This is a genomic window from Roseovarius sp. BRH_c41 (assembly GCF_000961715.1).
In the GTDB taxonomy this organism is placed as follows: Bacteria; Pseudomonadota; Alphaproteobacteria; order Rhodobacterales; family Rhodobacteraceae; genus Roseovarius.
The window spans coordinates 40,163-66,205 of the sequence record NZ_LADY01000059.1; the positions used below are offsets into that span (position 1 = coordinate 40,163).

At 60.6% G+C, this 26,043-nt stretch carries 22 protein-coding genes; 16 read left to right on the top strand and 6 right to left on the bottom strand.

Going from position 1 to position 26,043, the window contains the following annotated elements; translation table 11 throughout:
* Positions 1-32 precede the first annotated feature (32 nt).
* The 4 genes from VR71_RS18000 to VR71_RS18015 form a co-directional block, all read right to left on the bottom strand.
* Positions 33-1,811, bottom strand: a complete 1,779-nt coding sequence (locus tag VR71_RS18000) for an adenylate/guanylate cyclase domain-containing protein (RefSeq protein WP_045686022.1) — start codon at positions 1,809-1,811, stop codon at positions 33-35.
* Positions 1,812-1,852: 41 nt separating this feature from the next.
* Positions 1,853-3,409 carry an NAD(P)-binding protein gene (locus tag VR71_RS18005; protein ID WP_296430555.1) on the bottom strand — a complete coding sequence of 519 codons (1,557 nt, stop codon included), beginning with the start codon at positions 3,407-3,409 and terminating at the stop codon, positions 1,853-1,855.
* A gap of 164 nt (positions 3,410-3,573) precedes the next feature.
* Positions 3,574-5,235 carry a Na/Pi cotransporter family protein gene (locus VR71_RS18010; RefSeq protein WP_045686024.1) on the bottom strand — a complete coding sequence of 554 codons (1,662 nt, stop codon included), beginning with the start codon at positions 5,233-5,235 and terminating at the stop codon, positions 3,574-3,576.
* A gap of 132 nt (positions 5,236-5,367) precedes the next feature.
* On the bottom strand, positions 5,368-6,336 hold the full coding sequence (locus VR71_RS18015) for a LysR family transcriptional regulator (RefSeq protein WP_009816690.1): 969 nt from the start codon (positions 6,334-6,336) through the stop codon (positions 5,368-5,370).
* A 100-nt stretch (positions 6,337-6,436) separates the two neighbouring features.
* Between VR71_RS18015 and VR71_RS18020 the strand changes: the two genes are divergently transcribed.
* The 9 genes from VR71_RS18020 to VR71_RS18060 are packed head-to-tail and all read left to right on the top strand — an operon-like array spanning position 6,437 to position 15,281.
* A complete protein-coding gene (locus tag VR71_RS18020) occupies positions 6,437-7,303 on the top strand; it encodes an ABC transporter permease (protein ID WP_009816689.1) in 867 nt (288 codons plus the stop codon).
* Positions 7,303-8,088, top strand: coding sequence for an ABC transporter permease (locus VR71_RS18025; RefSeq protein WP_045686025.1), 786 nt, complete (start codon positions 7,303-7,305; stop codon positions 8,086-8,088). The genes VR71_RS18020 and VR71_RS18025 overlap by 1 nt, the downstream gene beginning before the upstream one ends.
* A gap of 35 nt (positions 8,089-8,123) precedes the next feature.
* Positions 8,124-9,266, top strand: coding sequence for an extracellular solute-binding protein (locus VR71_RS18030; protein WP_045686026.1), 1,143 nt, complete (start codon positions 8,124-8,126; stop codon positions 9,264-9,266).
* Positions 9,267-9,322: 56 nt separating this feature from the next.
* Positions 9,323-10,393 carry an ABC transporter ATP-binding protein gene (locus tag VR71_RS18035; RefSeq protein ID WP_009816686.1) on the top strand — a complete coding sequence of 357 codons (1,071 nt, stop codon included), beginning with the start codon at positions 9,323-9,325 and terminating at the stop codon, positions 10,391-10,393.
* Between the two features lie 4 nt (positions 10,394-10,397).
* Positions 10,398-11,750 carry an aspartate aminotransferase family protein gene (locus VR71_RS18040; protein WP_045686027.1) on the top strand — a complete coding sequence of 451 codons (1,353 nt, stop codon included), beginning with the start codon at positions 10,398-10,400 and terminating at the stop codon, positions 11,748-11,750.
* Positions 11,750-12,676 carry a 3-keto-5-aminohexanoate cleavage protein gene (locus VR71_RS18045; RefSeq protein WP_009816684.1) on the top strand — a complete coding sequence of 309 codons (927 nt, stop codon included), beginning with the start codon at positions 11,750-11,752 and terminating at the stop codon, positions 12,674-12,676. Before VR71_RS18040 ends, VR71_RS18045 begins: the two co-directional genes overlap by 1 nt.
* A 3-nt stretch (positions 12,677-12,679) precedes the next feature.
* A complete protein-coding gene (locus tag VR71_RS18050; protein ID WP_296430558.1) occupies positions 12,680-13,159 on the top strand; it encodes a GNAT family N-acetyltransferase in 480 nt (159 codons plus the stop codon).
* The gene (locus VR71_RS18055; protein WP_045686028.1) at positions 13,156-14,178 is read left to right on the top strand and encodes a histone deacetylase family protein; all 1,023 of its coding nucleotides are present in this window, start codon (positions 13,156-13,158) and stop codon (positions 14,176-14,178) included. The genes VR71_RS18050 and VR71_RS18055 overlap by 4 nt, the downstream gene beginning before the upstream one ends.
* On the top strand, positions 14,175-15,281 hold the full coding sequence (locus VR71_RS18060) for an FAD-binding oxidoreductase (protein WP_296430560.1): 1,107 nt from the start codon (positions 14,175-14,177) through the stop codon (positions 15,279-15,281). The genes VR71_RS18055 and VR71_RS18060 overlap by 4 nt, the downstream gene beginning before the upstream one ends.
* Positions 15,282-15,328: 47 nt before the next feature.
* Here VR71_RS18060 and VR71_RS18065 read toward each other — a convergent pair whose 3' ends face one another.
* A complete protein-coding gene (locus VR71_RS18065; protein ID WP_045686029.1) occupies positions 15,329-15,994 on the bottom strand; it encodes a GntR family transcriptional regulator in 666 nt (221 codons plus the stop codon).
* 19 nt (positions 15,995-16,013) lie between these two features.
* Complete coding sequence (locus tag VR71_RS18070; protein ID WP_045686030.1) at positions 16,014-18,944, bottom strand: FAD-binding and (Fe-S)-binding domain-containing protein; 2,931 nt, start codon at positions 18,942-18,944, stop codon at positions 16,014-16,016.
* A 143-nt stretch (positions 18,945-19,087) separates the two neighbouring features.
* On the opposite strand from VR71_RS18070, the gene VR71_RS18075 reads away from it, so the two are divergent.
* The 7 genes from VR71_RS18075 (at position 19,088) to VR71_RS18105 (ending at position 26,040) form a co-directional block, all read left to right on the top strand.
* Positions 19,088-20,272, top strand: a complete 1,185-nt coding sequence (locus VR71_RS18075) for an aminotransferase class V-fold PLP-dependent enzyme (RefSeq protein WP_045686031.1) — start codon at positions 19,088-19,090, stop codon at positions 20,270-20,272.
* Between the two features lie 122 nt (positions 20,273-20,394).
* Positions 20,395-21,369, top strand: coding sequence for a TRAP transporter substrate-binding protein (locus VR71_RS18080; protein ID WP_040650374.1), 975 nt, complete (start codon positions 20,395-20,397; stop codon positions 21,367-21,369).
* A 116-nt stretch (positions 21,370-21,485) separates the two neighbouring features.
* Positions 21,486-22,040, top strand: a complete 555-nt coding sequence (locus VR71_RS18085; RefSeq protein ID WP_045686032.1) for a TRAP transporter small permease — start codon at positions 21,486-21,488, stop codon at positions 22,038-22,040.
* Positions 22,040-23,320, top strand: a complete 1,281-nt coding sequence (locus tag VR71_RS18090) for a TRAP transporter large permease (RefSeq protein WP_009816675.1) — start codon at positions 22,040-22,042, stop codon at positions 23,318-23,320. Before VR71_RS18085 ends, VR71_RS18090 begins: the two co-directional genes overlap by 1 nt.
* A 10-nt stretch (positions 23,321-23,330) precedes the next feature.
* Positions 23,331-24,104, top strand: a complete 774-nt coding sequence (locus VR71_RS18095; protein ID WP_296430562.1) for an enoyl-CoA hydratase — start codon at positions 23,331-23,333, stop codon at positions 24,102-24,104.
* Complete coding sequence (locus VR71_RS18100) at positions 24,101-25,303, top strand: CoA transferase (RefSeq protein ID WP_296430563.1); 1,203 nt, start codon at positions 24,101-24,103, stop codon at positions 25,301-25,303. Before VR71_RS18095 ends, VR71_RS18100 begins: the two co-directional genes overlap by 4 nt.
* Positions 25,300-26,040 carry a 2-keto-4-pentenoate hydratase gene (locus VR71_RS18105; protein WP_045686035.1) on the top strand — a complete coding sequence of 247 codons (741 nt, stop codon included), beginning with the start codon at positions 25,300-25,302 and terminating at the stop codon, positions 26,038-26,040. The genes VR71_RS18100 and VR71_RS18105 overlap by 4 nt, the downstream gene beginning before the upstream one ends.
* The last annotated feature ends 3 nt before the right edge of the window (positions 26,041-26,043 follow it).

Here is a 26,043-nt window from a genome sequence, read left to right on the forward strand (position 1 = left end):
CGAAAGTCTAGCACATCGTACAGGCTGATGCATCAACGCCGCGGGAGTCCCATGGCGACTAGGGTTTCCAAATCGGTCTTGATACCTGCGACCAGCGCGGGCCACTTTGGAAAGTGAAAACCGTATTTGATCACCTCAAGTGTGAAATCAGGACGCACAGTGAGCGCTTGCTCCAAGGCTCGTTGAGCGGTACCCCGGTCGCCCGCACGCAGGGACAGGACGGCATAGGCCGAATGCACAAAGGCCTCGGCCCCTGGATTGCGCGCCGCTGGTTCGAGATATTTGCGCATGTTCTCACCCAAGGTCATGTCGCGCATCCAGATCGCAACGGCGAGCATCCAGTAAAACGACCAGAGCATCGGGTCTTGCGGGCTGAGGCGAATGGCCTCCAACCCAGCCTCTTCCATCTCTGCGGTGTCGGGGGTCTTTTGAAAGAGGTTGATAAAGGTCTGCGCATTATAAACCAGCGCGTCATTGTGATTGAGGGCGCGCGCGCGGGCCAGGGCGTCGCGGGCGTCCTTCTCTTGCCCTTGTAGGGTCAAGAGCTGTGCTAGGGTGATGTGGCCCAGTTCAAGCCGATCATCGAGTTCGATGGCCCGATTGCCGTGATACATACCCTTGATCACATCCTCGCGGGGATTGCGGCTCCGGCCGGAATAGATGCGCACCGCATGCACCCGACCAATCAACGCATGCGGCAGCGCATAGGTCGGATCGGCCTCGGCTGCAGCGTGAAAAAGGGCGGTCGCATTGCGAATGCCGCCGGTGGTCCGCATGTCGATCTCGGTCAATCCACGCTGGCACATTTCCCAGGCCGAAAGGCTCTCGGTCGGTTTGGCGCGGGACATTGCGCGTTCATGCGCACCGATTTCGGGGGTAAGTCCGGTGACGATACAGCGCGTGATGTCATCCTGAAGCGCAAAGAGATCGGCCATGTCACGGTCATAACGATCAGACCAGATCTGATGGCCTGTCTCGGCCTCGATCAGTTGCGCGGTGACACGCAGACGAGCGCCCGCGCGGCGCACGGACCCTTTGACCACGTAACGCACACGCATGTCCTGCGCGATCTGGCGCATGTCCTGTGCCCGGTCCTTGTAGGCAAAGGAGGACCCGCGAGCGATCACAAAGAGCGAACGAAAGCGCGACAGCTCATTGATCAGATCCTCGGCGATCCCATCGGCGAGAAAGCCGTCCTCGACGGAAGACGACAAGTTATCAAACGGCAGGACGATGACCGAAGGACGATCAGCGCTCTGGGTTACGGTGCTGCGGCTCTCTGCCTCGACCCCTGTGGCGATATGCCAGACCTCGACTGGTGTTGGGATGTTTCGGACATATTGCATGCCCTGTCCAGTGATGCTCAGACTGGCATCTTGAGCCAGCATATCGCGCACCGTGCGTGACACGCAGATGCCGCCGGGGGACGACAGTGTTTCGAGCCGGGCCGCAATATTGACCACATCGCCCAAGACATCAGATCCGTCTATCAGAACGCTGCCATGATTGATGCCCACCCGCAAACGAATGCGCAGATCCTCTGACTGAGTCAGCTCATGTGCGGCAATCGCACGCTGTGCCGAAAGAGAGGCATATACCGCAGCGGTCGGACCCGGAAATTCAACGAGCAGACCGTCACCCATGGATTTGACGACGCGTCCGCCATGCGTGGCAATAGCCGGGTCGATTATGTTCTGACGCAGCCGCCGAAGGCGGTCAAATACCGCATCTTCGTCCATCGCAACAAGACGAGAGAACCCCACCACATCAGCGGCAGCGATGGTTGTCGCCCTGCGCTCCAGCGTCTTCACCTTTGTCCCCTTTGTCGCGGTGCCCTTTCCGCGTCCTATCTCTAGGCCATGCGGGTGATCTTTGTCACCTGAGCATTTAAAGTGATAGCTAGTGTGGGTGCCATCTGAGTCCAGATATCAAGCCAACCTTTTGACAGGACGGTTACGGCCGGTTTGTCGCTAAAGATCAGCCCAAGCGTCAAAGGAAGTGAAATCCAGATCATACCATAATAGGCAGGAATCTGTTTCAACGGGCCGTATCCCTGAACGGAATAGGCGTATTCCAACATGCCGGTGAGGATGAGCAGATCATTCTTGGCGAGAAAGTCGTAAAAGCTGTCGTACTGTAGCAACTCGGTCGGCGCGCTCAGCGGCATCGGCAGGGTCAGGCCACGATAGAGCGCCAGCAAGACGTCATATTCCGCGAGGCGCACGAAAATCTCGGCCTTGACCTTGTCCGCATCGAACCCCGCCATCCAGGTTTCGGGATCGGCAAACGGTTGATTGGCCTCGTAATACCCCTTGAGCAGGGTGTACTCGTCATAATCCATCAACGTCGCCGGGGCAGGCACGCCGGGAAACTGTCCGGTCGTCACCATGGCGCGGATGGTGTGGCCCGCCGGGTCCTGATGGTCGGCGGTCAGATACATGCCCTCGCGGATATTGCCCTCCATGAACCCACTGGCGGCGAAATCTGCCGCCATATGATCATAGGCAGGCGAGAGATAGCAGGTGCCTAATTCGCAGGCCGTCGGCTGACCATCGGGCGAGGGGGCATCAAAAGTGACAGTGTGCGTCTTACCACCGAAACGCGCTGAGGACTCGAGGATTTCGACATTGGTGTATCCCAACCCTTGCAGACGATGCGCGAACATCATCCCAGAGGGACCGGCCCCCAGCACGATGATCGGTGCCGTCTTGTCTGTGGGTAGCGACCAGCCAAGCTTTTCCTGGTGATCCAGTAAGAGCCCGCCGTACTGCCAGCATTGCAGCACGGATTCAAAACAGGTCGAGCCATGCACAAAGAGGGTGTTGTTCTTGCCCTGAAGGCTCAGGTAATTCCAAGGCCCGCCCGCGCGCAGCCCATCAATGTCGAAATGGTCGAAATAGGGCGTCCGCAGATCAACCGTCGCGCCCGCGCTGTCGGTGACGATCTCGAAATCGGGATAGGGCCACCAGTCGAGTGTGGGCAGGGTCTGTTCCAGATTTGCGAGAAACTCGGCTTCGGTCATCGGCGTATCGGTAGGCCCCTGCAACTGATAGACGGTGACAAGGTTCTCGGTCATGGAGTTTGCGGTCTCGAGCGAGAATTGCTTGGCTGTCTCGTTACGAAAGCCGCTGACATGTCCCGCCATCGCGCTAATTTCCGTGGGGGCGAGGATGATGCCATACGTCGGGGCAGGATTGGGGACCGTTACGCGCACCAACGTGGTGTGAAAGGTGAAATTGCACAGCTTTCCAAACACGGCTTGTTCCGTCGCGGTGTAATCGCAGATACTGCTCAGGTTACGCGGCTCGCAGGCAATGACCAGAAGATCACAGGTCTTCGTCGTGGGCGCGGCCCCGTCAATCGACAGGGTTAGGGTGACCGGTGTGCCGGGGGATTTATCTGGGTTCAAAACCGGTCTCCTGAATTGGGTGATGGATCGTATCCCCGGAATAAGGGGCAGGTCGAAGCGTACACCAATTTTCCAATTGGTTGAATCAATTTTGCTGACCACGCCTTTTCCGCGTGCATCGTCAGGCGGCAGTGGCCCCGGAGTTTCCGGGTCAGGAGAAAGGATCATCCGCGCGAGGAAATCCGACTGGAGAGCAGATCACCCGTTTCTGTCAGGATTGGATAGGCAACCATGGTAAAGCTGGTGTTCACCTGTTTGAGCGCGCGCAACGTCTCTTGATGGATATTGCTGGTTTCAATGCTCTCGGCCAAGCCTTCGCGCAGGCGGCCGAGATGGGCGCGTTGCAATTCTTGTTCGAGCGTGCGGATACTGTCCTTTTCGGCCACCAATTCGCGGGCATCGTCAGGATGCTGGGTCATCATCACACTGAGCGCGAGCTGTGCATTGGCCAGAACCCGGTCGTGGAAATCGCAGATTTCTTGCCATCCGGGGCGCGAGAATTGCACGCCTTCGCTGTTCAGGCGACGGGCGAGGCTCAACATGGTGGTCGCAATGGCGTCCCCCCCAGCTTCAAGATTGGTGGCGATCGTAGAAAGGTCCATCGAGCGTTGGCTTCGCTCCTCGTTCAGACCGTTGCGGTTGAGTTGCGCAAGATAGAGTTTGGTGTCGAAGTGGCGTTTGCGCAGAGAACCATGGGTTTCGGTGATGGCCTCGGCTGTGGTGTCGTCCCACTGCGCATAGAGTGCCGGGATCGGTCGTAGCATCGCTTCGACCAACTCGCCGATACGGATCACCTCGCGCGTGGCGCAGGACAGGGCTCGGTCCGGGGCGCCAAGCGCGCCGGGATCAAGCGCGGTGATGTGATCAAGTGCTGAAGCTGTGCTTGGGTTGGGAATAAATGCACCGATTGCCCGCGAAGCTGTGCTTGTAAACGGCAGGATCAATAAAAGCAGCGCAAGGTTAAACAGGATATGCAGGTGAATAGCCTGCGCTGCCGGAGTTGCCCCGAGCCAGCCCATCGGTGGCTGAAGGGCCGTAAGGGCAGCCAACGTCAGTGCTGCACCCCCACCGCGCAATATAAGATTGCAGAGGATCAACCGACGCGCCTCGACATCGGCGGCAAGTGTCAACGCAAAGGCGATAAAGGCACCGCCAAGATTTGCCCCAAGGATCAGCGCGGTCGCGGCAGAGGTCGGCATCAGCCCTTGAAGCACAAGGGTTACAAACAGAAGCACGGCGGCCACTGAGGAATGGACGATCCACGCGAAAATAGCGCCGATTACGAAAGCGGTGAGTGTGTCGCGCCCGAGATACTGCATGGCTGCGACCGCTGCTGTACTCTCGGTTAACGGCTCAGTTGCAGCGCGCAGCATGTCCAGCGAGACAAAGATCAGCGCCAGCCCGATCAGGATGCGTCCACCTTGTCGCACACGTTTCTGATGCCCGCGCAGGAACATCACCACTCCCGCCAGCAAGAGAACCGGGATGAGCCAAGTCTGGCGTACCAAAAGCAGCTTTGCGACCAAGGCCGAGCCCAGATCAGCGCCCAAAAGGATTGCCAGCCCTGCCGCTACAGCGATGCCGCCTGAGGATACAAAATTGGCCGTGAGAACGGCAACGGCGGTCGAACTTTGCAGAGCCATGGCCGAGGTCAAGCCGGTCAAGGCCGCAAGAATTCGGCTCTGACCTGAACGGCGCAGCCAAAGGCGCAACTGAGCGGAAAAGGCACGTTCCACGCCAGTGCGGACGAGGCGCACAGACCAAATCAGAAGCGCCGCCGCCCCGGCGATCTGAAGAAAGAAAAGCGTAAGGTTGGGATCTTCCACGGCTGTGGCTCATGCTCCGGCTGGACTCTGAAAGCACCGAGAGTGACCTGTGAGGCCAAGCGGCGCAAGGGGGCGCTGGGCAGGATTCGTGAAGTGTGACAGTTTTGTGAATTTTTTATGACAGATGGCCGATCAACGATAGGTCCGATCCTCTATGGGCGTCGCGTCGATCCGGGCCAGCAGGCGGTCAAGCAGGCTCTGTTCCGCACGATTGAGCACGGCGCGCGGGTTCCAGACCACATGCACATCCACCGCCGCCGTCTGGTCATAGGGCGGCAATTGCCACAAGAGCCCGTCTTGAACATCGCGGGCCGCCACATGCAGGGGTAGCGGACCCACACCGATCCCCGCGATGATCATGCGGCGCACTTCCTCCAGATGGCTGGAGGTGGCGATGATCTGATCCCCCAATTCCGCCTGCGCCCGCATCAGGGTCACGGGTTTCAGCGCGTCCTGCAAACGGTCCGTCTCAAAGCTGACCGCAGAACGCCCGGCAAGATCTGCGCGCGTCAGATCGCGCTGGCCAAAGAGCGCATGGCGCGGCCCGCAAAAGAGGCCAAAGAACTCCCGATAAAGCCGCATGTACTCCAGCTTGGGATTGCGCTGATGCACGAGGCAGATGGCAAAGGAGGCCGAACGCGCCGACACCGTTTCAATCGCCTGCGCCGAGGAATGCACCTCAATGGCGAGCGTCGCGCGCGGGTTCTCGGCGTGAAATTCCGCCAGCACTTGATCAAAAACCGGGCAGATCACGTGAGAGGCCAACGACAGCCGCACGTGACCCGTCACCTCATCCGTCATATCGCGCATGAGGGTCGAAAGGCGCAGGATAGAGCCTTGGATATCCAGCGCCTCGCGATACAGAACTTCGCCTGCCTCGGTCAGGGCGAAATGCCCCGGCGCGCGATGGATAAGGCGCTTACCCACCCGATCCTCTAGCCTTTTCAACGCCGTAGACACAGAAGGCTGCGTGAGACGCAAGCGGTGCGCGGCGTCTGTGACTGAGGTGGACTGCGCCAGCACGACAAAGGTGCGCAAGAGATTCCAATCCATCTCGCGCATGATGCGTTCGGGGCTGTTGCGATCCTCTATAGGCTGCATCTATTGTCACAATTCCTATTATCTATTTGATTAATGATTGCCTGCTTTGCACCCTGCTCGCAAGCCCGGACATCATGGGCAAAGCGTGAAGGGACGATGCATGTCGGTCGAGGCCCGCGAAGCGAGGCAGCCGTGGATTCTGTTGTCACCCGCCTTAGGTGCGGTGGCGCTGCTTTTGCTCGTGCCACTGATGTTCATCGTGGTCTATTCGTTCTGGCTCCGCTCGGCCATGGGCGCAGATACGGTTGGGTTCTACCTCGACAACTGGCAAAAGACGCTCACCGATCGCTTTTACCGGGACATCCTGCTCAACACCCTGAAAATAGCGGCGATCACCACGGTGATTTGTGCCCTGATGGGCTATCCGGCGGCCTATTTCATCGCCCGGTCACGCAGCAACAAGATGGTGTTGCTGCTCTTGCTGATGCTGCCGTTCTGGATCAGCTATATCATCCGCACGATGAGCTGGATCAACATTCTGGGCACGTCGGGTGCGCTCAATTCCTTGCTCATGTCTCTTGGGATCATCAGCGAGCCGATCCAGATGCTCTATAACGAGGCCACGGTGATCCTCGGTCTCGTGCATTTCCTGCTGCCCTTCATGGTGCTGAATGTCTACGTCAGCCTTGAGGGCATCGACACCAACCTTGAGGATGCCGCCAATTCCCTCGGGGCAACCCGGTGGCAGGCGTTTACCCAAGTCACCTTGCCCCTGTCTCTACCTGGTCTCGCGGCTGGAGGATTGCTGTGCTTCGTGCTGGGCGCGGGCACCTATATCACGCCCGTCATCCTCGGTGGGCCGCGCGATGCGATGTTCGCCAATCTTGTGTTCGAGGCGATCATCACACAATTGAACTGGCCACTCGGCTCGGCGCTGTCACTCTTGCTGTTGATCGTGCTGGGCCTCTTGGTGGCGATCTACAACCGCTACCTGGGCATGGCGCAACTGGCCAAGGGACTAGGCTGATGGGCTGGCAGATCATCCGTGCCTGGACCATTGTGGTCTATGGCTTCATGTTCCTGCCGGTGGCAGTGGTGGTATTGTTGTCGTTCAACGCCAATCAGTTCGGCAGCTTTCCGATGACCGGCGTCTCGCTGCACTGGTTTCAGGAATTGTGGAACAATGACGCGGTGATGCGCGCCTTTCGCACCTCGCTTGTGCTGGGGCTGATGACGGCGGTGATTTCCACCACGCTGGGGATTTTGGCGAGCCTTGCTCTGGTGCGCTACAACATCCCCGGCCGCAACGCGATCACCACGCTGCTGATCGCGCCCATCCTTGTGCCAGAGGTGGTTCTGGCGGTGGCGCTCTTACTCTTTCTCAACTGGCTGGGCATCGGCAAGAGCTTTGCGCTGCTGCTCGCTGGCCACGTGATATTCACCCTGCCGTTCGTGATCCTCGTGGTGCAAGCGCGGCTGGTCAGCATCAAGCGGGATGTGGAAGAGGCCGCGCTCAGCCTCGGCGCATCGCCGGTACAGACCTTTTTTGCCATCACCCTGCCGCTTATGCTGCCCGCCGTCGCGGCAGGCGCACTCTTTGCCTTTACTATCAGCTTTGATGACATCACCGGCACACTCTTCTGGAAACCCGGTGGGGTCGAGACCGTGCCGACGCAGATTTTCTCGATGCTGCGCAATTCGATCAGCCCGGAAATCAACGCGCTGGGCACGGTGATGATCGTGATGACCGTGGGCCTGCCGCTGCTGGGAGCAGCGGTAGCCCGCAAACTCGCCATGAAAGGCGGCACCTGAGAACCGCCCCAACATTCAACAAGGAGACCTGAGAAATGGATAATACCAAACGTTACGAACGACTGCTGGATCGCTTTCGCAATGGTGATCTGGACCGGCGCAATTTTCTGGGCCTGATCGGTGCTGCGGGCCTTGCTTACGGCGTGCAGACGCCCTTTGCCAAATTCGCCCATGCACAGGATGTGAAACAGGTCCGGTTTGACGGCTGGGGCGGTGTCGTGTCCGAAGCATTCCGTACATATGCGTTTGACCCCTACACCGCAGAGACCGGGATCACCGTGGTCGATGGCACATTTGCAGGCGGCGATGAATATCTGGCCCAGGTCCGCTCGAGTCAGGAGGGTGAGTACAACATCGCGCATCTGTCGGGCGTGTTCGACTATGCCCGTTATGTGAATTTCGGCCTGACGGTCGAGTTGAACCTCGACAACATTCCCAACATGTCGCTGGTGATGGATGCGCTGACCAACGCGTTCCGCGGCGTCACGCCGGACTACCTCTCGGCGGTGCCCTACGACTACGGCACCACAGGTCTTGCCTATAACCGCAAGTATATCTCCGACGAAGAGATGAAGGAAAAGGGTGCCAAGATCCTGATCGACGAGGCCTACAAAGGCAAGATCGGCGGCTGGACGGATTGGCGCACGCGGGTCTGGTATGGCGCGTTGCAGACCGGGCAAGACCCAAACAATATTCAGGATATGGAAGCGGTCTGGGATGCGATCCGCAGTCACCGCGATCTGGCACTGAAATACTGGTCCTCGGGCGCAGAGTTGATGAGCCTTCTGGCAGAAGAGGAAATCTACGTCACCGAAGGCTGGTCGGGCCGCATCGCCGCCTTGCAACAGGAAGGCCACGATATCGGCTATTACGACGCGCCGGGCAGCTTCGCGTGGCAAGAATGCCTGCACGTGCTCAAAGGCAGCCCGGTCGAGGCTTGCGAGGAGTTGCTGAACTTCATGCTCGCCCCCGAGACCTCCATCGCCGTGGCCGAGGGACAGAATTATCCACCTGCGCTCGACGGCACCAAGGTCGATCTGGGAACCAAGATCCCGACCCTGCCCGCCTATGACCCCACCGGCACACTCGCGTCGCTGACCTTTGCCAACCCGGCCTATTGGAATGGCAACGAGGCCGAATGGTCCGAAACCTTCAGCCGCGTCCAACGCGGGTATTAACCCCTTGCCGCGCCCCTTTATCGGGGCGCGGCCCGTGACTCAAAAGGACCCCGCCAATGAGCGCCGTCACCCTGAAGAACATCGTCAAGCGGTTCGGCACCTTTACTGCCGTGCATCGCACCACGCTGGAAATCCCGGAGGGCGCATTTGTCACGCTTTTGGGCCCTTCTGGCTGTGGGAAGACGACCAATCTGCGGATGATCGCCGGTCTTCTCGATCCCACCGAAGGTGAGATCCTCATTGGCGGCAAGCGGGTCAACGATGTGCCCATCCACAAGCGCAATCTGGGTCTCGTCTTTCAAAACTACGCCCTTTTCCCGCACAAGACCGTGGCCGAGAACGTGGCCTTTGGCCTCAAATACCGCAATGTGACGAAATCCGAGATTGCGGCCAAGGTGCGCGACGCCCTCGACCTCGTGCAACTGCCCCATGTCGGCGACCGCTACCCCAAGGAACTGTCGGGCGGGCAGCAACAACGCATCGCACTCGCGCGCGCCATCGTGATCGAGCCAGACGTTTTGCTCTTGGACGAACCGCTTTCGGCGCTCGATGCCAATCTGCGCGAGGATATGCGGGTAGAACTCAAACGCATTCAGGAACGCATCGGCGTGACCACGGTCTTTGTCACCCATGACCAATCCGAGGCGCTGGCACTGTCCGATCTGATCGTCGTGATGTCCGAGGGGCGCGTCGAACAGGTGGGCAAGCCTGAAGAGGTCTACAACACCCCCGCCTCGGAATTCGTGGCGAACTTTCTCGGCGCATCCAACATCTCCGAGGGACGTTGCATCGAGCACGGCGCGACGATCGTGGTTGAGGATGCCGTTTTTGGTCGTGTCACCGTCCCTGCCGCCAAGGCCCCCAACCTGACCGGCACTGGCAAGGCTAAGCTGGTGGTGCGTGCTGAAAAGCTTCTGCTTTCAAAAGCGCCCGCACCTGCGGGTGTAATCTCTGTTCCCGCCACCGTGGAAACGGTGGATTATCAGGGACAGGCGGTGCGGTATTTCGTGCGCGCGGGTGAGGTGCAGTTACAAGCCATCAACATGATCGACGACCACCCGTTTGCAGCGGGTGAGGCGGTCCATCTGCATTTGCGCCCGCAGGATTGTGCGGCGTTACCGGGGTAAGATTATGAACGTGAAACCCTCACACCTTTTCTATCAGGGGCGCGAGCGCAAGCCGGTGCTCGATCAGGCGCGCGGCGTCTATATGTGGGACGTGGATGGCAAACGCTATCTGGACGGGTCATCGGGCGCGATGGTCTGCAACATCGGGCATTCGAATGAGAATGTGCTCGAGGCGATGCGCCGCCAGATGGAGAAATCCACCTTTGGCTACCGCCTGCATTTCGAGACCGAGGCATCAGAGAAACTTGCCGCCAAGACCGCCGCACTCTGCCCTGAGGGGCTGAACCGGGTATTCTTTGTCTCGGGCGGGTCCGAGGCGGTGGAATCGGCGATCAAATTGGCGCGGCAATATGCGCTGGCAATCGGAGAAGGCAGCCGCTGGAAAATCATCAGCCGCGCACCGTCGTATCACGGCTGCACCCTCGGCGCGCTCGCCATCACCTCCTACGCCCCACTGACCGAACCCTTCGCGCCAATGATGCAGGCGATGCCGAAAGTCCCCGCGCCACGCGCTTACCTTGATGGGTTGGACCCCGAGGATGAGGCCACTGGCCATCATTACGCAGACATGCTGGAAGCGAAGATACTGGAGGAAGGCCCCGACAGCGTGTTGGCCTTCGTGGTTGAGCCCATCGGCGGTGCCTCAACGGGCGCGCTGGTGCCGCCGCGCGGCTATATGGAAAGGGTGCAGGAGATTTGCCGCAAATACGGCGTGCTCTTCATTCTGGACGAGGTGATGACCGGGGCCGGGCGCACCGGCAGGTTCCTCGCCTCAGAGCATTGGAACCTCGCCCCTGATATCGTCGTCATGTCCAAGGGCTTTGCGGCTGGCTATGTGCCGCTTGGCGCGATGGTGGCGCATGAGCGACTGGTCGAGCCGGTCTTGGACGCGGGCGGCTTCTTGCATGGTTTTACTTACGCTGGCAATCCGCTGGCCTGCGCCGCCGGTCTAGCCGTGATAGACGAGATCGAGCGCATGGATCTGGTGGGCAATGCCGCGCGCATGGGGGACCAGCTGCAAGAGCGCCTGCGCGGCCTGATGCAGCGCTATGCCATCATCGGCGACGTGCGCGGCAAGGGGCTGCTGACGGCATTCGAATTCATGGCGGATCGCGGCACCAAGGCCCCTCTGCCCAAATCCCTGCGCGCCTTTGACCGTTTTGTGCAGATCGCCTATGACAAGGGACTGATCGTCTATGCGCGGCGCACCCGTGACGGGATTGAGGGGGATCACATCATCGTTGCCCCCCCGATGATCGTGACCGAGACGCATCTGGACGAGATCACCGAAATGCTGGATGCCTCGCTGGCAGAGTTTACCGACGAAATCCGCCCCGCGCTGGAGCAAGCCGTGTAATGCGCGAGATCATAATTACCTGCGCGCTCACAGGCTCGATCCACACCCCCTCCATGTCGCCACACCTGCCGATCACCGGCGACGAAATCGCCCGTGCCGGGATCGAGGCGGCCGAGGCCGGGGCGGCCATCCTTCACCTGCACGCCCGTGATCCTCAGACCGGGCGGCCCTCGGCTGATCCCGAGCATTTTCGCGCCTTCCTGCCTCGCCTTAAGCAGGGCTGCGATGCGGTGCTAAACCTCTCGACCGGGGGCAGTGCGACAATGACCCTCGATGAAAGGCTTGCAGCACCCAAGAAAGCAGCCCCAGAAATGGCCTCACTCAACATGGGCACGATGAATTTCGCCCTCTACCCCTTGGCCGAACGTATCACGGACTGGCGGTATGATTGGGAGAAACCGTTTCTCGAAGGCTCTGACGATCTCGTGTTCAAGAACACCCCTCGTGACATCGCCCGAATTCTGACCGAATTGGGCCAGGAACGCGGTGCGCGGTTCGAATTTGAATGCTACGACCTGAGCCATCTCTATATGCTCCGGCATTTCGCGGATCGCGGGCTGATCCGCGCGCCTTATTTCATTCAATTCGTCTTTGGCGTTCTGGGCGGCATGGGCGCGGACCCTGAGAACCTCACGCATATGGTGCGCATCGCGGACAAGCTCTTTGGTCGCGACTATATGTTTTCCGTGCTGGCCGCCGGCCGGCATCAGATGCCTATGGCGGCACAGGCGGCAGCAATGGGCGGGCATGTGCGTGTGGGGCTTGAAGATAGCCTGACCATTGCGCGTGGCACTCTGGCAAGCTCCAACGCCGAACAGGTCGCCAAGGTGCGCGGGATCGTCGAGGCGTTGGGCCGGGTAGTGGTTAGCCCCGACGAGGCGCGCGCGCTGCTGGGCCTCAAGGGCGCTGACCGGGTGGCGATCTGAGCAATGGTAGAATTTCGGATGGTCGAAACTGAGAATGATCTGGCCTTGCTGGACGCGGCCTTGCGCGAACTGAGTGCGGATTTGGGCGACCCGCATAGCGCTGGGCTGGAGGCATTAAGCGCCGGTCTGACGGGCGAGATTCCGGCGGCTTACGGCTTGCTTGCGCTAGAGCACGATCTAATCGGCGCGGCCCTCTTTGGTCCGATGTTTTCCACCGTACGCGGGGCGGCGGGCGTTTATGTCTCTGACCTCTGGGTTACGGAGGCAGTGCGCGGCAAGGGGTTGGGCCGCGCACTCCTATCTCAGGTGGCGCGCCGCGCGGGCGCACTCTGGCGCGCGGAATGGATGATGCTGGCGGTCTATGCCCATACGCCCGCCTCGCGCCGGTTCTACGAACGGCTGGGCTTCGAAGCACAAGATCACGTGACACAGATGCGCCTGCCACAGGCGGCCATGCGCAGATTGATGGGAGAGGACGGATGAAGGCAATCTTTGACGCGCGGCAATGGCAGCACGATCCCAAGCATTTCATGGCCAACGGAGTAATCAAACCCAGCCCGGAACAGCCCGAGCGCATCGCGCGCCTGACGGACGGGGCCAAGGCGGCTGGCTGTGACTTTGTGTTGCCCGACGATGCCGGGCTTGGCCCCATCGCGGCAATCCATTCGCCCGAGTATGTTACCTTCCTGCGCAACATCCACACGCGGTGGCAGCATATCGACGGCGCGGGAGAAGAGGTGATCCCCAACATACATCCCGCCAACCGCAGCGATAATTACCCCAAATCTGCAGTAGGGCAGGCGGGCTACCATCAGGCTGACACCGCCTGCCCCATTGGGGCAGGCACATGGGAGGCTGCATACTGGTCGGCACAAACCGCTGTCACTGGTGCGGATCTGCTGGTCGACGGAGAGCGGTCCGCCTATGCGCTCTGCCGCCCACCGGGGCATCATGCCTTTGGCGATCTGGCAGGGGGGTTCTGCTTTCTCAACAACGCCGGGATCGCGGCAGAGCGGTTGCGCGCATATGGCCTGCGCGCGGCGATCCTCGATGTCGATGTGCATCACGGCAATGGCACCCAAGGCATTTTTTACGACCGCGACGATGTGCTGACCGTCTCGATCCATGCCGACCCGGCGCGGTTCTATCCCTTTTTCTGGGGTCATGCGGACGAGCGCGGCACGGGACGCGGCATGGGCTATAACCTCAACCTGCCGCTGCCGCGTGGCACCGATGACGATGCCTATCTGCAGACACTCGACATCGCTCTGGAGCGGGTGGCGAATTTCGGGGCCGATGTGGTGGTCGTGGCCCTTGGTCTTGATGCCTATGAGGGCGATCCGTTTCAGGGACTGGCAATCACCACGCCCGGATTTGGGCGTATTGGCGCGGCGATTTCTGGGCTTGGGTTGCCCACCCTCTTTGTGCAAGAGGGCGGGTATCTCTGCGCGGAGCTGGGTCAGAATCTGACTTCGGTCCTGACAGGCTTTGAGGGGGCGTGACCGTGACCGATGTGATCGTGATCGGCGGTGGCATCGCCGGAATCAGCGCGGCGGCAGAGCTTGCGCGCGGCGGTGCGGTTGTGCTCGTGCTCGAGATGGAACCGCAGATTGGCTATCATGCCACTGGCCGCTCTGCCGCCATCTTTATCCGCAATTACGGCAATGCCACCCTGCGCGCACTCAACGCCGTGGCCGAACCGATTTTCGAGCAGCCGGGCGAGATCAGCGATAAACCTTTACTCAGCCCACGCGGCGAATTGATGGTCGCCACCGAGGAAGAGTTGCCGATCCTCGACGCCTATCTCGACGGCTCGACCGGCATCGACCGTCTGACCGGCAAAGAGGCCGCCGAAATCGTCCCAATTCTGCGCGCTGACCGCATCGCGGGTGCGATGATCGAACGCGGCGCGCGTGGCATCGACGTGGACCTCTTGTTGCAAGGCTATGCGCGCATGCTGCGGGCGCGGGGCGGACAGATCGTGACCAACGCTGAGGTCACAGCCCTGTCGCAGAGCGCCGGGTTATGGCAGATCGAAACCGCACAGGGACAGCATTGCGCGCCGATCATCGTCAACGCGGCGGGTGGCTGGGCGGATGAGGTGGCAGCCTTGGCTGGGGTGCCGCGCGCAGGATTGCAACCCTACAGGCGCTCAGCCGCGATCATTCCGGCACCTCAGGGATATGCAACAGAACATTGGCCAATCTTCGGCTCTATCGCAGAGACATGGTATGCCAAACCCGAGGCCGGCAAGCTGATGGTGTCCCCCGCCGATGAAGACCCGGTCGAACCCCATGATGCCTGGGCTGATGACATGGTGCTGGCCGAGGGGCTCTATCGGTTCGAGCAGGCGGTCAGCATGCCGGTGACACGGGTTGAACATAGTTGGGCGGGCCTGCGCACTTTTGCCCCAGACCGCACGCCGGTGGTGGGGTTTGATCCGCAGGCGGACGGGTTTTTCTGGCTTGCGGGTCAGGGCGGCTACGGTGTGCAGACCGCGCCTGCGCTCTCACGGCTGACGGCGGCGTTGATTGCAGGGAACGCACCCGAGGTGCCGGATCATGTTCTGGCAGCCATGGCGCCGGGACGGTTCAGATCGGCCTAAGGGGGCAAGTGGCGCGCAGGCATCGCTCCCCCTCAAACACTTTGCGCTCATCCTTGCGTCTTGGCCTTGATCGAGGCGAACTTGCGCAAGAGGTGGTCCTTCATCAGCTTGCCACAGCGTTCGGCATCCCGCCTGCTCAGCGCTTCTAGGATGGCCTCATGTTCCTCGACTGCCGCGCGCCAGCGTTCCGCAGTCAGATTGGCCTGATAGCGCGCCCGCTGCACGCGATAGGCCAGCAATTCATGCGAGCGCAGCAGCATATCATTGCCCGCAGCAGCGAGGATCGTCTTGTGGATTGCCTGATTGATCCGGAAATAAGTGGGGCGGTCTGCCTCGTCAAAGGTGCGGCGCAGCGCCCGTGTCATATCTGCGATCTCGTGAAGGATGTCTTCACTGGCGTGCTCGGCCGCCAATTCCCCTGCCAGCCCTTCCAGAGCGGCCAGCACGCAGAATACCTCGGCCAGTTCAGCCTCGCTCTGCCGGGTGATGACCGCGCCGCGATGCGGGATGAGGTCGAGCAGACCTTCGGCGGCCAGCACCTTTAGCGCCTCGCGCAGCGGCGTGCGCGATACGCCAAATTGCTCGGTTAAAACTTTCTCGTTGATCTTCTCACCGGGCTGCAATTGACCCTCGAGGATCATCTGGCGCAGGCGGTTGGAAATCTCGACGGCAAGCGCTGTTCGTCCGATTGGATCGGGTTTGAGGGCGGTCATGGGGGGCTCTTGACTATGGTCATCCATCATTTCGGCCCTCCCTTACAGTAGTTTCCGACGCTCTGTCGAAGATTTCTGCAATGTGCAGCGCGCGACGTTCGGTCCCGTCAAAGATTTGGTGACGACAAGAGGTGCCATTGGCAATCAAAAGGTCATCGGGGGCAGCGGCGCGCACAGCGGGCAAGAGCGTCAATTCCCCCATCCTGAGCGAGATATCGATCGTCTCGGCCTGATAGCCAAAGGCCCCCGCCATGCCGCAACAACTGCTCTCGATGGTCTTGGGGTCAAGACCGGGTATGAGCGCCAGAGCCTGCGCCATATCGCCCATCACCCCCGACGCCTTTTGATGGCAATGGCCGTGCACATGGGCTGCCCGACCGAGATCGGAAAGGGGCAGGTTGAGCTTGTCCGCCCGGGATTCGCGGGCGATGAACTCTTCGAAGAGATAGGCGTTCTCCGACAGCAAACGCGTGTCCTCACCCGGCAGCAAAGTCAGGAACTCGTCGCGCAGGGTCAGAAGGCACGACGGCTCCAGCCCCACCACCGGCACGCCTGCGCGAATATAGGGCAAGAGCGCATTGAGCGTGCGCTTCGCTTCGGCGCGGGCCTTGTCGATCATGCCCGCCGCCAGATAGGTCCGCCCACAACAGAGCGGGCGACCGGGCGATTGGGCGGTGATCACCTCATAGCCAGCGCGCGTCAACACGCGCAGCGCGGCGCGGGGAATCTCTGGCTCCATCCAGCGATTGAACGTGTCGGTAAAAAGGATGACCTTGCCCGCCTTGGCCGAAGACCGGGCGCGTTTGACCTCTGAATCCTTGAAAAAATCTCCCTGGAAGAGCGGCAGGGAGCGCACCCGCGCCAGCCCTGTGATCCGCTCACCCAAGGCGGCAAGCATCGGCACACGGTTACGCAACGCGATGAGGGCGCGCAACGTCACGGCAAACCGCGCATAGCGCGGCATCTCTGCAATAAGCCGTGCGCGCAGGCCGAATCCCAGCTTTTGCCCGCGCTGATACAGCACTTCGGTCTTCATCTTGGCCATGTCCACGCCGGTCGGGCACTCGCGCTTGCAGGCCTTGCACCCGACGCAGAGCTTGATCGTTTCCGCCATCTCGTCAGAGAAAAGCGCGTTCTGACCCAACCGTCCCGACAGCGCCAGCCGCAGCGTATTCGCGCGGCCTCGCGTCACGTCCCGCTCGTCGCGCGTCACGCGATAACTCGGGCACATCGCACCGCCTGCCAGTTTGCGACAGGCCCCGTTGTTGTTGCACATCTCGACCGCGCCCTGGAATCCGCCGCCCTTGCCGGTCCAGGCGGACCAGTCATGGCCGGTTTTCAGATCGACGAAATCATAGCCCGGCGGATAGCGCATCAGGCTGCGGTCATCCATTTTCGGCGCATGCACGATCTTGCCGGGGTTGAGGCGGGTGTCGGGATCGAACGCCGCCTTGACCTCCTCGAACGCGCTCAGGATACGCGGACCGAACATCGCGCCGTGAAACTCCGACCGCACGATCCCATCGCCATGTTCGCCGGAATGCGAGCCCTTATATTGCCTCACCATCTCAAACGCGGCTTCAGCGATGTCACGCATCTTGCGCACGTCCTGCTCCAGCTTAAGGTTCAGGACGGGGCGCACGTGCAGGCACCCCTCAGAGGCATGGGCATACCATGTGCCGGTGGTGCCGTGGCTATGGAACACCTCTGTCAGCCGGTCAGTATAATCCGCCAGATGCTCCAGCGGCACGGCGCAATCCTCGACGAAAGACACGGGCTTGCCCGCCTCTTTCATCGACATCATGATGTTGAGCCCCGCCTTGCGCAGCTCGCCAATCTCGGCAGCAAGGGCCATGTCCCAGACCTCGACCACACCGCCCTCATGGGCACCCCCCATGCCAAACCCATAGCCAAGGTCCGACATGGTATCGGCCAGACGGCGCATGTTCTCTTCGTTCTCCGGCGGGCTATCGGCGAATTCAACGAGCAGCATCGCGGCGGGTGCGCCGCGCACGAATTGCTCCAGCGTTTTCGCGTAGAGCGGGATGGCGCGCGCAAGGTCGATCATGGTGTTATCCACCAGTTCGACCGACGTCGGCCCCAGCTCGACCAGCGGCTTGGCCGCTTCCATCGCGGCGCGGAAGGTGGGGAAATGGCAGACGCCCAGCACACGGGTTTTCGACGGCAGCGGTGAGAGCCGGATTTCGATAGCAGTCGAGGTGGCCAGCGTTCCCTCGGACCCGATCAGCAGATGCGCAAGGTTGATGGGCCTCTCACCGGGGACCAGTGCGTCGATATTATATCCGCCCACCCGGCGCTGCACCTTAGGGAACCGCGCGGCGATTTCCTCAGCCTCGCGTGCGCCCAGATCGAGCATTTGCCGCAACAGGGGTTCTGGCACGCGATTGCCCGATCCGGGGCCGAAATCGAACGGCGTCCCATCGGCCAGAAACCCCTCGATCCGCTCCACATTGTCCCGTGTCGTGCCATAGCGCAGCGACCGCGAGCCACAGGAATTGTTTCCCACCATACCGCCGATCGTGGCGCGCGAGGCAGTCGAGACATCGACCGGAAACCAAAGGCCATGCGGCTTCAGCGCCCGGTTCAGATCGTCCAGAACGATCCCCGGCTCGACCACTGCGCGTCGACCCGCGACATCCAGCTCCAGAATTCGGTTTAGGTATTTCGAGCAGTCGACGATCAGGCCGGAGTTGACCGTCTGCCCACATTGCGAGGTGCCGCCGCCGCGCATCGTCAGGGGCAAACCCGCCTCACGCGCAGCGTCCAATGCGGCCAGAATATCCCCCGGCGCCTTGGCAATGAGCACCCCCGCTGGCATGATCTGATAGATCGAGGCATCGGTTGCATACCGCCCGCGCGAAAAGGCATCAAAGCGCGTTTCGCCCTGCACCTCTCGGTCGAGGCGCTGTTGGATTGTACTGCCGAGCATGGGTCCCCGATCCGGTCGATGGTCTGAGTTTAGTCTTGACAGAATATTGAATTCAGAATTCAATTCAACAAAATTCACCTGTGTGCCAGCAATGACGATCAACAGAACCGGCTGCACAGGGACGTATCTTGGGAGGATCGACAATGACCGCTGGCCGCCACTTTCTGCAAATCCCCGGCCCGTCGAACGTGCCGGACCGAATCCTGCGGGCGATGGATTACCCGACCATGGACCACCGCGGCCCGGCCTTTGCCGAAGTCGGGAGCAAGGCGCTCGAGGGTATGAAGAGAATTTTCAAGACCGAATCCCGCGTGGTGATCTATCCGTCCTCCGGGACCGGCGCTTGGGAGGCGGCACTGGTAAACACGCTCTCACCGGGCGACACGGTGCTGATGTATGAAACCGGCCATTTTGCTATGCTCTGGCAGAAACTGGCGCTGAAGCTGGGGCTCAATCCTGTCTTCATCGACAGTGACTGGCGCGCCGGTGCCGATGCCGCGCAGATCCAAGAGCATCTGCGCGCCGACAAGACCCACGACATCAAGGCCGTCTGCGTCGTGCATAACGAGACCTCGACCGGCTCCGTGACCGACGTGGCCGCCGTGCGCCGCGCGATGGATGCCGCCAATCACCCGGCGCTTTTGATGGTCGATACGATTTCCTCGCTCGCCTCTGTAGAGTACCGGCATGATGACTGGGGCGTGGATGTCACAGTCTCCGGATCGCAAAAGGGTCTGATGCTGCCGCCGGGACTGTCGTTCAATGCGATTAGCGCCAAGGCGATGCAAGTATCCGAAAGCGCCGCGCTCAAACGCTCTTACTGGAGCTGGGCTGAAATGACCGGGCCAAATGATACCGGCTATTTCCCCTACACCCCCGCAACCAACCTGCTCTATGGCCTGAACGAGGCCATCGACATGCTGCACGAAGAAGGGCTCGACAATGTCTTTGCTCGGCACAAACGGCACGGCACTGCGGCGCGTGCGGCGGTCGAGGCGTGGGGGCTTGAGGTGCTCTGCAAAAAGGCGCCTGACTGCTCGCCCGTGCTCACCGCGGTGATGATGCCCGAAGGACATTCTGCCGACAACTTCCGCTCCGTCACCTTGCGCAACTATGATATGTCGCTTGGCAACGGTCTGTCCAAAGTGGCGGACAGGGTGTTCCGTATCGGTCACTTGGGGGATTTCAATGATCTCATGCTGATCGGCACATTGGCTGGTGTTGAAATGGGCCTGCGAGATGCAGGCGTGCCGCACCGGGCCGGGGGCGTGCAGGCTGCGATGGAGGTGCTGGGTCAGAAGTTTGATAGCGCGCGCGCTGCAGCCTGACGATCGCGCGTTCCGGGTGGGAGGAGGAGCCTGCCCGGAACATTATGATCCCTACCGGGAGAACGCATGACGACCGCGCGGCAAAATCCGCGTCAATAACGAGAAACCAAGGGAGGAAGACCATGAAAAAGACATTGATTGCATCCGTCGTAGCGTCCTTCATCGCGCTGCCCGCAATGGCAGCAGATATCACGATGAAGTTCGGCCATGTCGGCGCGCCAGGATCACTATTCGAGGCGACCGCCAATCACTATGCCGCCTGCGTCGCTGAGAAATCTGGCGGCAAGGTCGAAGTCCAGACTTTCGGCTCGTCGCAATTGGGCAAGGACAAGGAACTCTTGCAAAAGCTCAAGCTGGGTCAAGTAGATTTTGCGCTACCCTCATCAGTGATGTCTTCGGTGGACGGCATCTTTGGCGTCTTCGAGATGCCATATATCATCAAGGATCGCGACCACATGCGCCGCGTTCAGGATGCGATGATGGACAAGTTTCAGGGGGCCGCCAACGAAAATGGCTATCACATAGTGGGCCTTGCCGAGAACGGCTTTCGCCACATCACCAACAATACCCGGCCGATCAATGTCCCTGAGGATCTGCAAGGCATCAAGCTACGCACGCCCAACGGCGAATGGCGCGTCAAGATGTTCCAGGAATACGGCGCCAATCCAACACCGATGGCCTTTTCTGACGTGTTCACCGCGTTGCAGACGGGCGTGATCGACGGGCAGGAAAACCCCTATGCCCAAATCGCCTCGGCCAAGTTCCAAGAGGTCCAGAAGTATCTCTCGATCACGGGCCATGTCTATACGCCAGCGTATATTCTGGCGTCCAAAAAGCATCTCGATGATCAACCTGACGACGTGAAGGCGGTGCTGACCGACTGCGCCGGCGAGACGCAGACCTTCACATATGAGAAAGCGGCAGAGCTTGAAACCGAGCTTCTCGACGTGATCAAAGAGGCCGGCGTCGAGGTGAACGAGGCCGACAAGGCAGCGTTCATCGAAGCGTCCAAACCAATCTATGATGCCTTCGCAGCCGAAGTTGAGGGCGGTCAGGAACTGGTTGATGCGGTTCTTGCTCTTGGCGAATCGAGCTAAGAGCGACGGTCGGCGGTCCCGTTCAGGGGCCGCCGTTTCACCCTGGACATGACATTGCGGATCAATCCCGGCCTAGCGCTGCCGGGCAGGTTCGATGCACCCGAACGCAGGACCAAATGAACGCTCTTCTTCAACGCACCAACATGATGGCAAGCCGCCTTCTGGAATGGATTACGATCTTTTTGATGGTTGCACTCACGGCAACCGTGATTGTCGCTGTTATCGCCCGCCTGATGGGGCAGAGCTTTTCGTGGTATGACGAAGTGGCCGCGATTATGCTCGCCTGGATTACCTATTACGGCTCGGCTCTCGCAGCGCTGCATCGACGACATATCGGATTTGACACCGTATTGCTGGCCATTCCGCCGCGTGGCCGCATGATTGCGGTCTTGATTGGTGAAGGCCTCGTTCTCTTGTTCTTCGTTCTGATGGCGCGTGCCGGGTTTCAGGTGCTTGAGGTCCTAGAAGGCGATCATCTGACGGCCCTGACTTGGGTGCCGGTGCAATTCACCCAATCGGTTATTCCTATCGGTGCAATCCTGTTCATCACCTGCCAATTGCTGAGCCTGCCAAATTATTGGACCCAGACCGCACGCGGCATTTCTCTGGAACATGCCGAGATAGAGGAAGAGGTCGAAACCGAACTCGACAAGAACAAGGAGCGCGTGTGATGCTGATGCTGGGAATTTTCGCGGCCCTCGTGGCGATGATCTGCATCAACGTGCCGATCGCCATCGGGTTGGCATTGGCAGGCGTTTTGGGTCTCTTCGTGACCGAAGGTGCCAACAGCCTCGTGACCATCGCGCTCGACATGTACGATGGCTCCACCAAGTTTTCCCTGATTGCCATTCCAATGTTCGTTCTCGCGGGTGCGATCATGAACGCGGGGGGAATCACTGACAGGCTGATCAATTTTGTCTCGTCGCTGATTGGCTTCATTCGCGGTGGCCTCGCGATGGTGAACATCGGGGTTTCCCTCTTCTTTGCCGAGATCTCAGGGTCTGCCGTGGCCGACGTCGCAGCCATGGGTTCCATCCTTATTCCGCAAATGAAGAAGCGCGGCTATTCCAAGGAACTATCCGCCGCAGTCACCTCTTCGTCCGCATCGCTGGCGATCATCATTCCACCATCGATTCCCATGATCCTCTATGCGGCCTCTGCCAATACATCGGTTGAGCAACTCTTCGTTGCAGGCGTGGTCCCCGGTCTCTTGGGGGCCGCTGGCTTGATGCTTGTGGCCTATATTTTTGCCCGCCGCTACAATCTGCCAACCGAAGAAGCGTTCAATATACCGCGCGTGCGGGAAACGTTCATGGATGCGCTGCCAGCTTTCTTTCTGCCGGTCATCATTCTGGGTGGCATCTTTGGCGGCTATGTCACAGCGACCGAAGCAGCGGGGCTGGCCGTGATCGCGGCAATCGTCGTCTCGGCTTGGTATCGGCAGATTGATCTCAAGCACCTCCGCCGCGCCATGCTGGACGGCGGTATGCAGACGGCAGTCGTCATGCTTCTGGTGGCGGCTTCGGTTCTGATGGGTGGGTTTCTCACCCGCGCGCAGATCCCGCAGCAACTGGCACAGGGCATTCTCAATATAACCGATCAACAATGGGCGATCCTGCTCATTCTCAACTTCTTCTTTCTGATCATCGGCTTTTTTCTGCACTCTGCTGCGGCGATCATTCTGGTGATTCCAATCGTAATGCCGCTGATTGCCGCTGCTGGCATCGACCCGGTGCACTTCGGGCTGGTCGTCACGCTCAACCTCGCCATTGGCCAACAGACGCCACCGGTCGCCTCGGTGCTGATTACTGCCTGTGCGGTGGCGCGGGCGAATATCTGGGAAGTGTCCAAGGTCAATATCTGGTTTATTCTGGTACTTTTGGCAGTGCTGTTGCTCTGCACCTATGTGCCGTCGGTGCCACTCTTCCTTGTTGAATACTTTTACCGCTAAGGGGATGCAGATGACCGAGATCCTGTCCAAGGTCCGGGGCAATACCCTCTGGATTACCTTCAACCGTCCACAGGCCCGCAATGCGCTGACCTTTGCGATGTATGAGGGGCTCGCAAAACTCTGCAGCGAGGTGCCGACCGATGGAAGCATCCGGGCCGTGGTTATCCACGGCGCGGGCGGCAAGGCCTTTGCCGCAGGCACCGATATGACACAGTTCCGCGCCTTCGAAAGCGCGCAGGATGCGCTGGTTTACGAGGCCCGGATCGAGACTGTGCTCGAGGCGGTCGAGCGCTGCCCACTGCCCACGGTCGCCGTCATCAACGGTGCCTGCACCGGCGGTGGGGCGGCGATTGCCGGGGCCTGCGACATTCGCATCGCCGCCCAAAACCTCAAGTTCGGTTTTCCGATCGCGCGCACGCTTGGCAATTGTCTTGCCGCCGCGAACTTGGCGCGGCTGTCCTCGTTGATGGGGGCGGGCCGGGTGCGCGAGATGATCTTTACCGCGCGGCTGATAAGTGCCCCGGAAGCCTTAGACTATGGCCTCATCTCCGAGGTGTTAGAGGACGAGGCCGCTCTGATGGCCCGCGCCGAAGATCTTGCCGGCACGTTGGCGCAGATGGCTCCCTTGACCCTGCGCGCCACCAAAGAGGCCATGCGACGTGTGAGCGCCGCCACCCGCGTCGAAGACGCCGACCTGATCGAAATGTGCTACATGAGCAATGATTTTCGCCACGGGATGGAAGCATTTCTTGCCAAGGAGAAACCCGAATGGAGCGGCACATGAGGGCGACCGGCCCGCTTGCGGGTATGAAGGTGATCGAGCTTGCGCATATCATGGCCGGGCCTGTCTGTGGCCTGATGCTGGCCGATATGGGCGCAGATGTGATCAAGGTGGAAAAGCCCGATGGCGACGATAGCCGCCGCTTTGTTCCCCCGGCGATCGAGGGCGAATCCGCCGCCTATATGATGATGAATCGCAACAAGCGCGGCGTGGCGCTGAACCTCAAGGAACCCGATGCGGTCGAGGCGCTGCATCGTCTCTTGGAAGAGGCCGACGTGGTGATCGAGAATTACCGCATGGGCACGATGGAGCGGCTCGGGTTGAGCTATGAGGCCCTGCGCGCGATCAACCCCCGCCTGATCTACTGCGAGATTTCCGGCTTTGGCCGTACGGGTCCGTATGCGGAGCGCGGTGGCTTTGATCTGATCGCACAGGGCATGTCGGGCCTGATGTCGATCACCGGCGAGGGGCCGGGGCGACCCCCGGTCAAGACCGGCGCGCCGGTGTCGGACATCACGGCTGGGATCGTGGCAGCGATGGGGGTGTCCGCCGCCTATGCGCGCATGCTGCAAACCGGGCAGGGGCAAAAGGTCGATACCTCGCTCTTTGAGGCGGCGATCACCCAGACCTACTGGCAATCGGCGATTGCCTTTGCCACCGGCGTGGCCCCCGGTCCGATGGGCTCGGCGCATCCCCTCAATGGCCCTTATCAGGCATTCCAGACCGCAGACGGCTGGATCAATGTGGGGGCTGCCAACCAACGCAATTGGCTGCGGTTTCTCGATGTGATCGGCGCGCCCGAGTTGAACGAGGACCCGCGCTTTGCCTCCAACCATGATCGGATGCAGCATCTGATGGAACTGGAAGAGATCCTGAACGATCACCTGCGCCACGCAACCTCCGAGGTCTGGCTGGAGCGGATGGAACGCGCCGGGCTGCCCGCCGGGCCGGTGCTGGATATCCTGCAAATGCAGGCCGATCCGCAGGCCCACGCGCGCGACATGATCGTCGAGGTGGATCACCCCGTGGCAGGTTCGGTCAAGACCCTGGGCCATCCGATCAAGTTCAGCGAAACCCCGGCCAGCATTCGCCGCGCCGCCCCCACACTTGGTCAGCATAGTCGCGAGGTGCTGCAAGAGGCGGGGTATGCGGCGGATCAGATCGAGGCTTTGGTCATCTCCGGCGCGGTGATCGCAGCATGAGCGATCCCTTGGTGACGCAACTCCTGACTGCGCGAAACGGTGGTCCAAAACTGCCCGCATCCGCAGGCGACGGGCTGACGCGGGACCGCATTTTTGCCGTACAGGCGGCGGTCGCGGCAGAGCTTGGGCCGGTGGGCGGTTTCAAGGTGGCCTGTCCGCCCGGCGCCCCGATCATCATCGCGCCCATCTTTGCCAGCGACATTCACGCCAGCCCGTCCGAGATCCACATTCCCGAAGGCGATGAGGTGGGCGTCGAACTGGAATACGCCTTTCGCCTGATTGCCCCCTTGCCGGACATCGACGCAGCGGATTTCGAGACACAGTTGCGCGATGCGGTCGAGATCTTGCCGGTCTTTGAACTTGTGCAGAGCCGTCTTGCTGACCCCAGGGGCGCTACACCTGCGCTCAAGATGTTGGACAATCAACTCAACGGCGCGGTGGTTCTGGGTGAACCCCGCCGCGACTGGCAGGGCATCGACGTCACCCGCGCCGAGGCGCGCCTGACCCTTGGACATGAAACCCTGCTCGACGGCCCGGCATCGGTGCCCGGCGGCGATGCCTTTGCAACGCTCTGCGCCCTCACCCGCGCCTTGGGGGATCACTGCGGTGGCTTGCAGCCCGGCCATGTGGTGATCACCGGATCGCTCAACGGGTTGCCATGGATGACGCCGCCGACCACAGCCACAGGCTGGATCGGCGGGTTGGGTTCGGTCAGCATGACACTGACGCCGGTGTGAGGC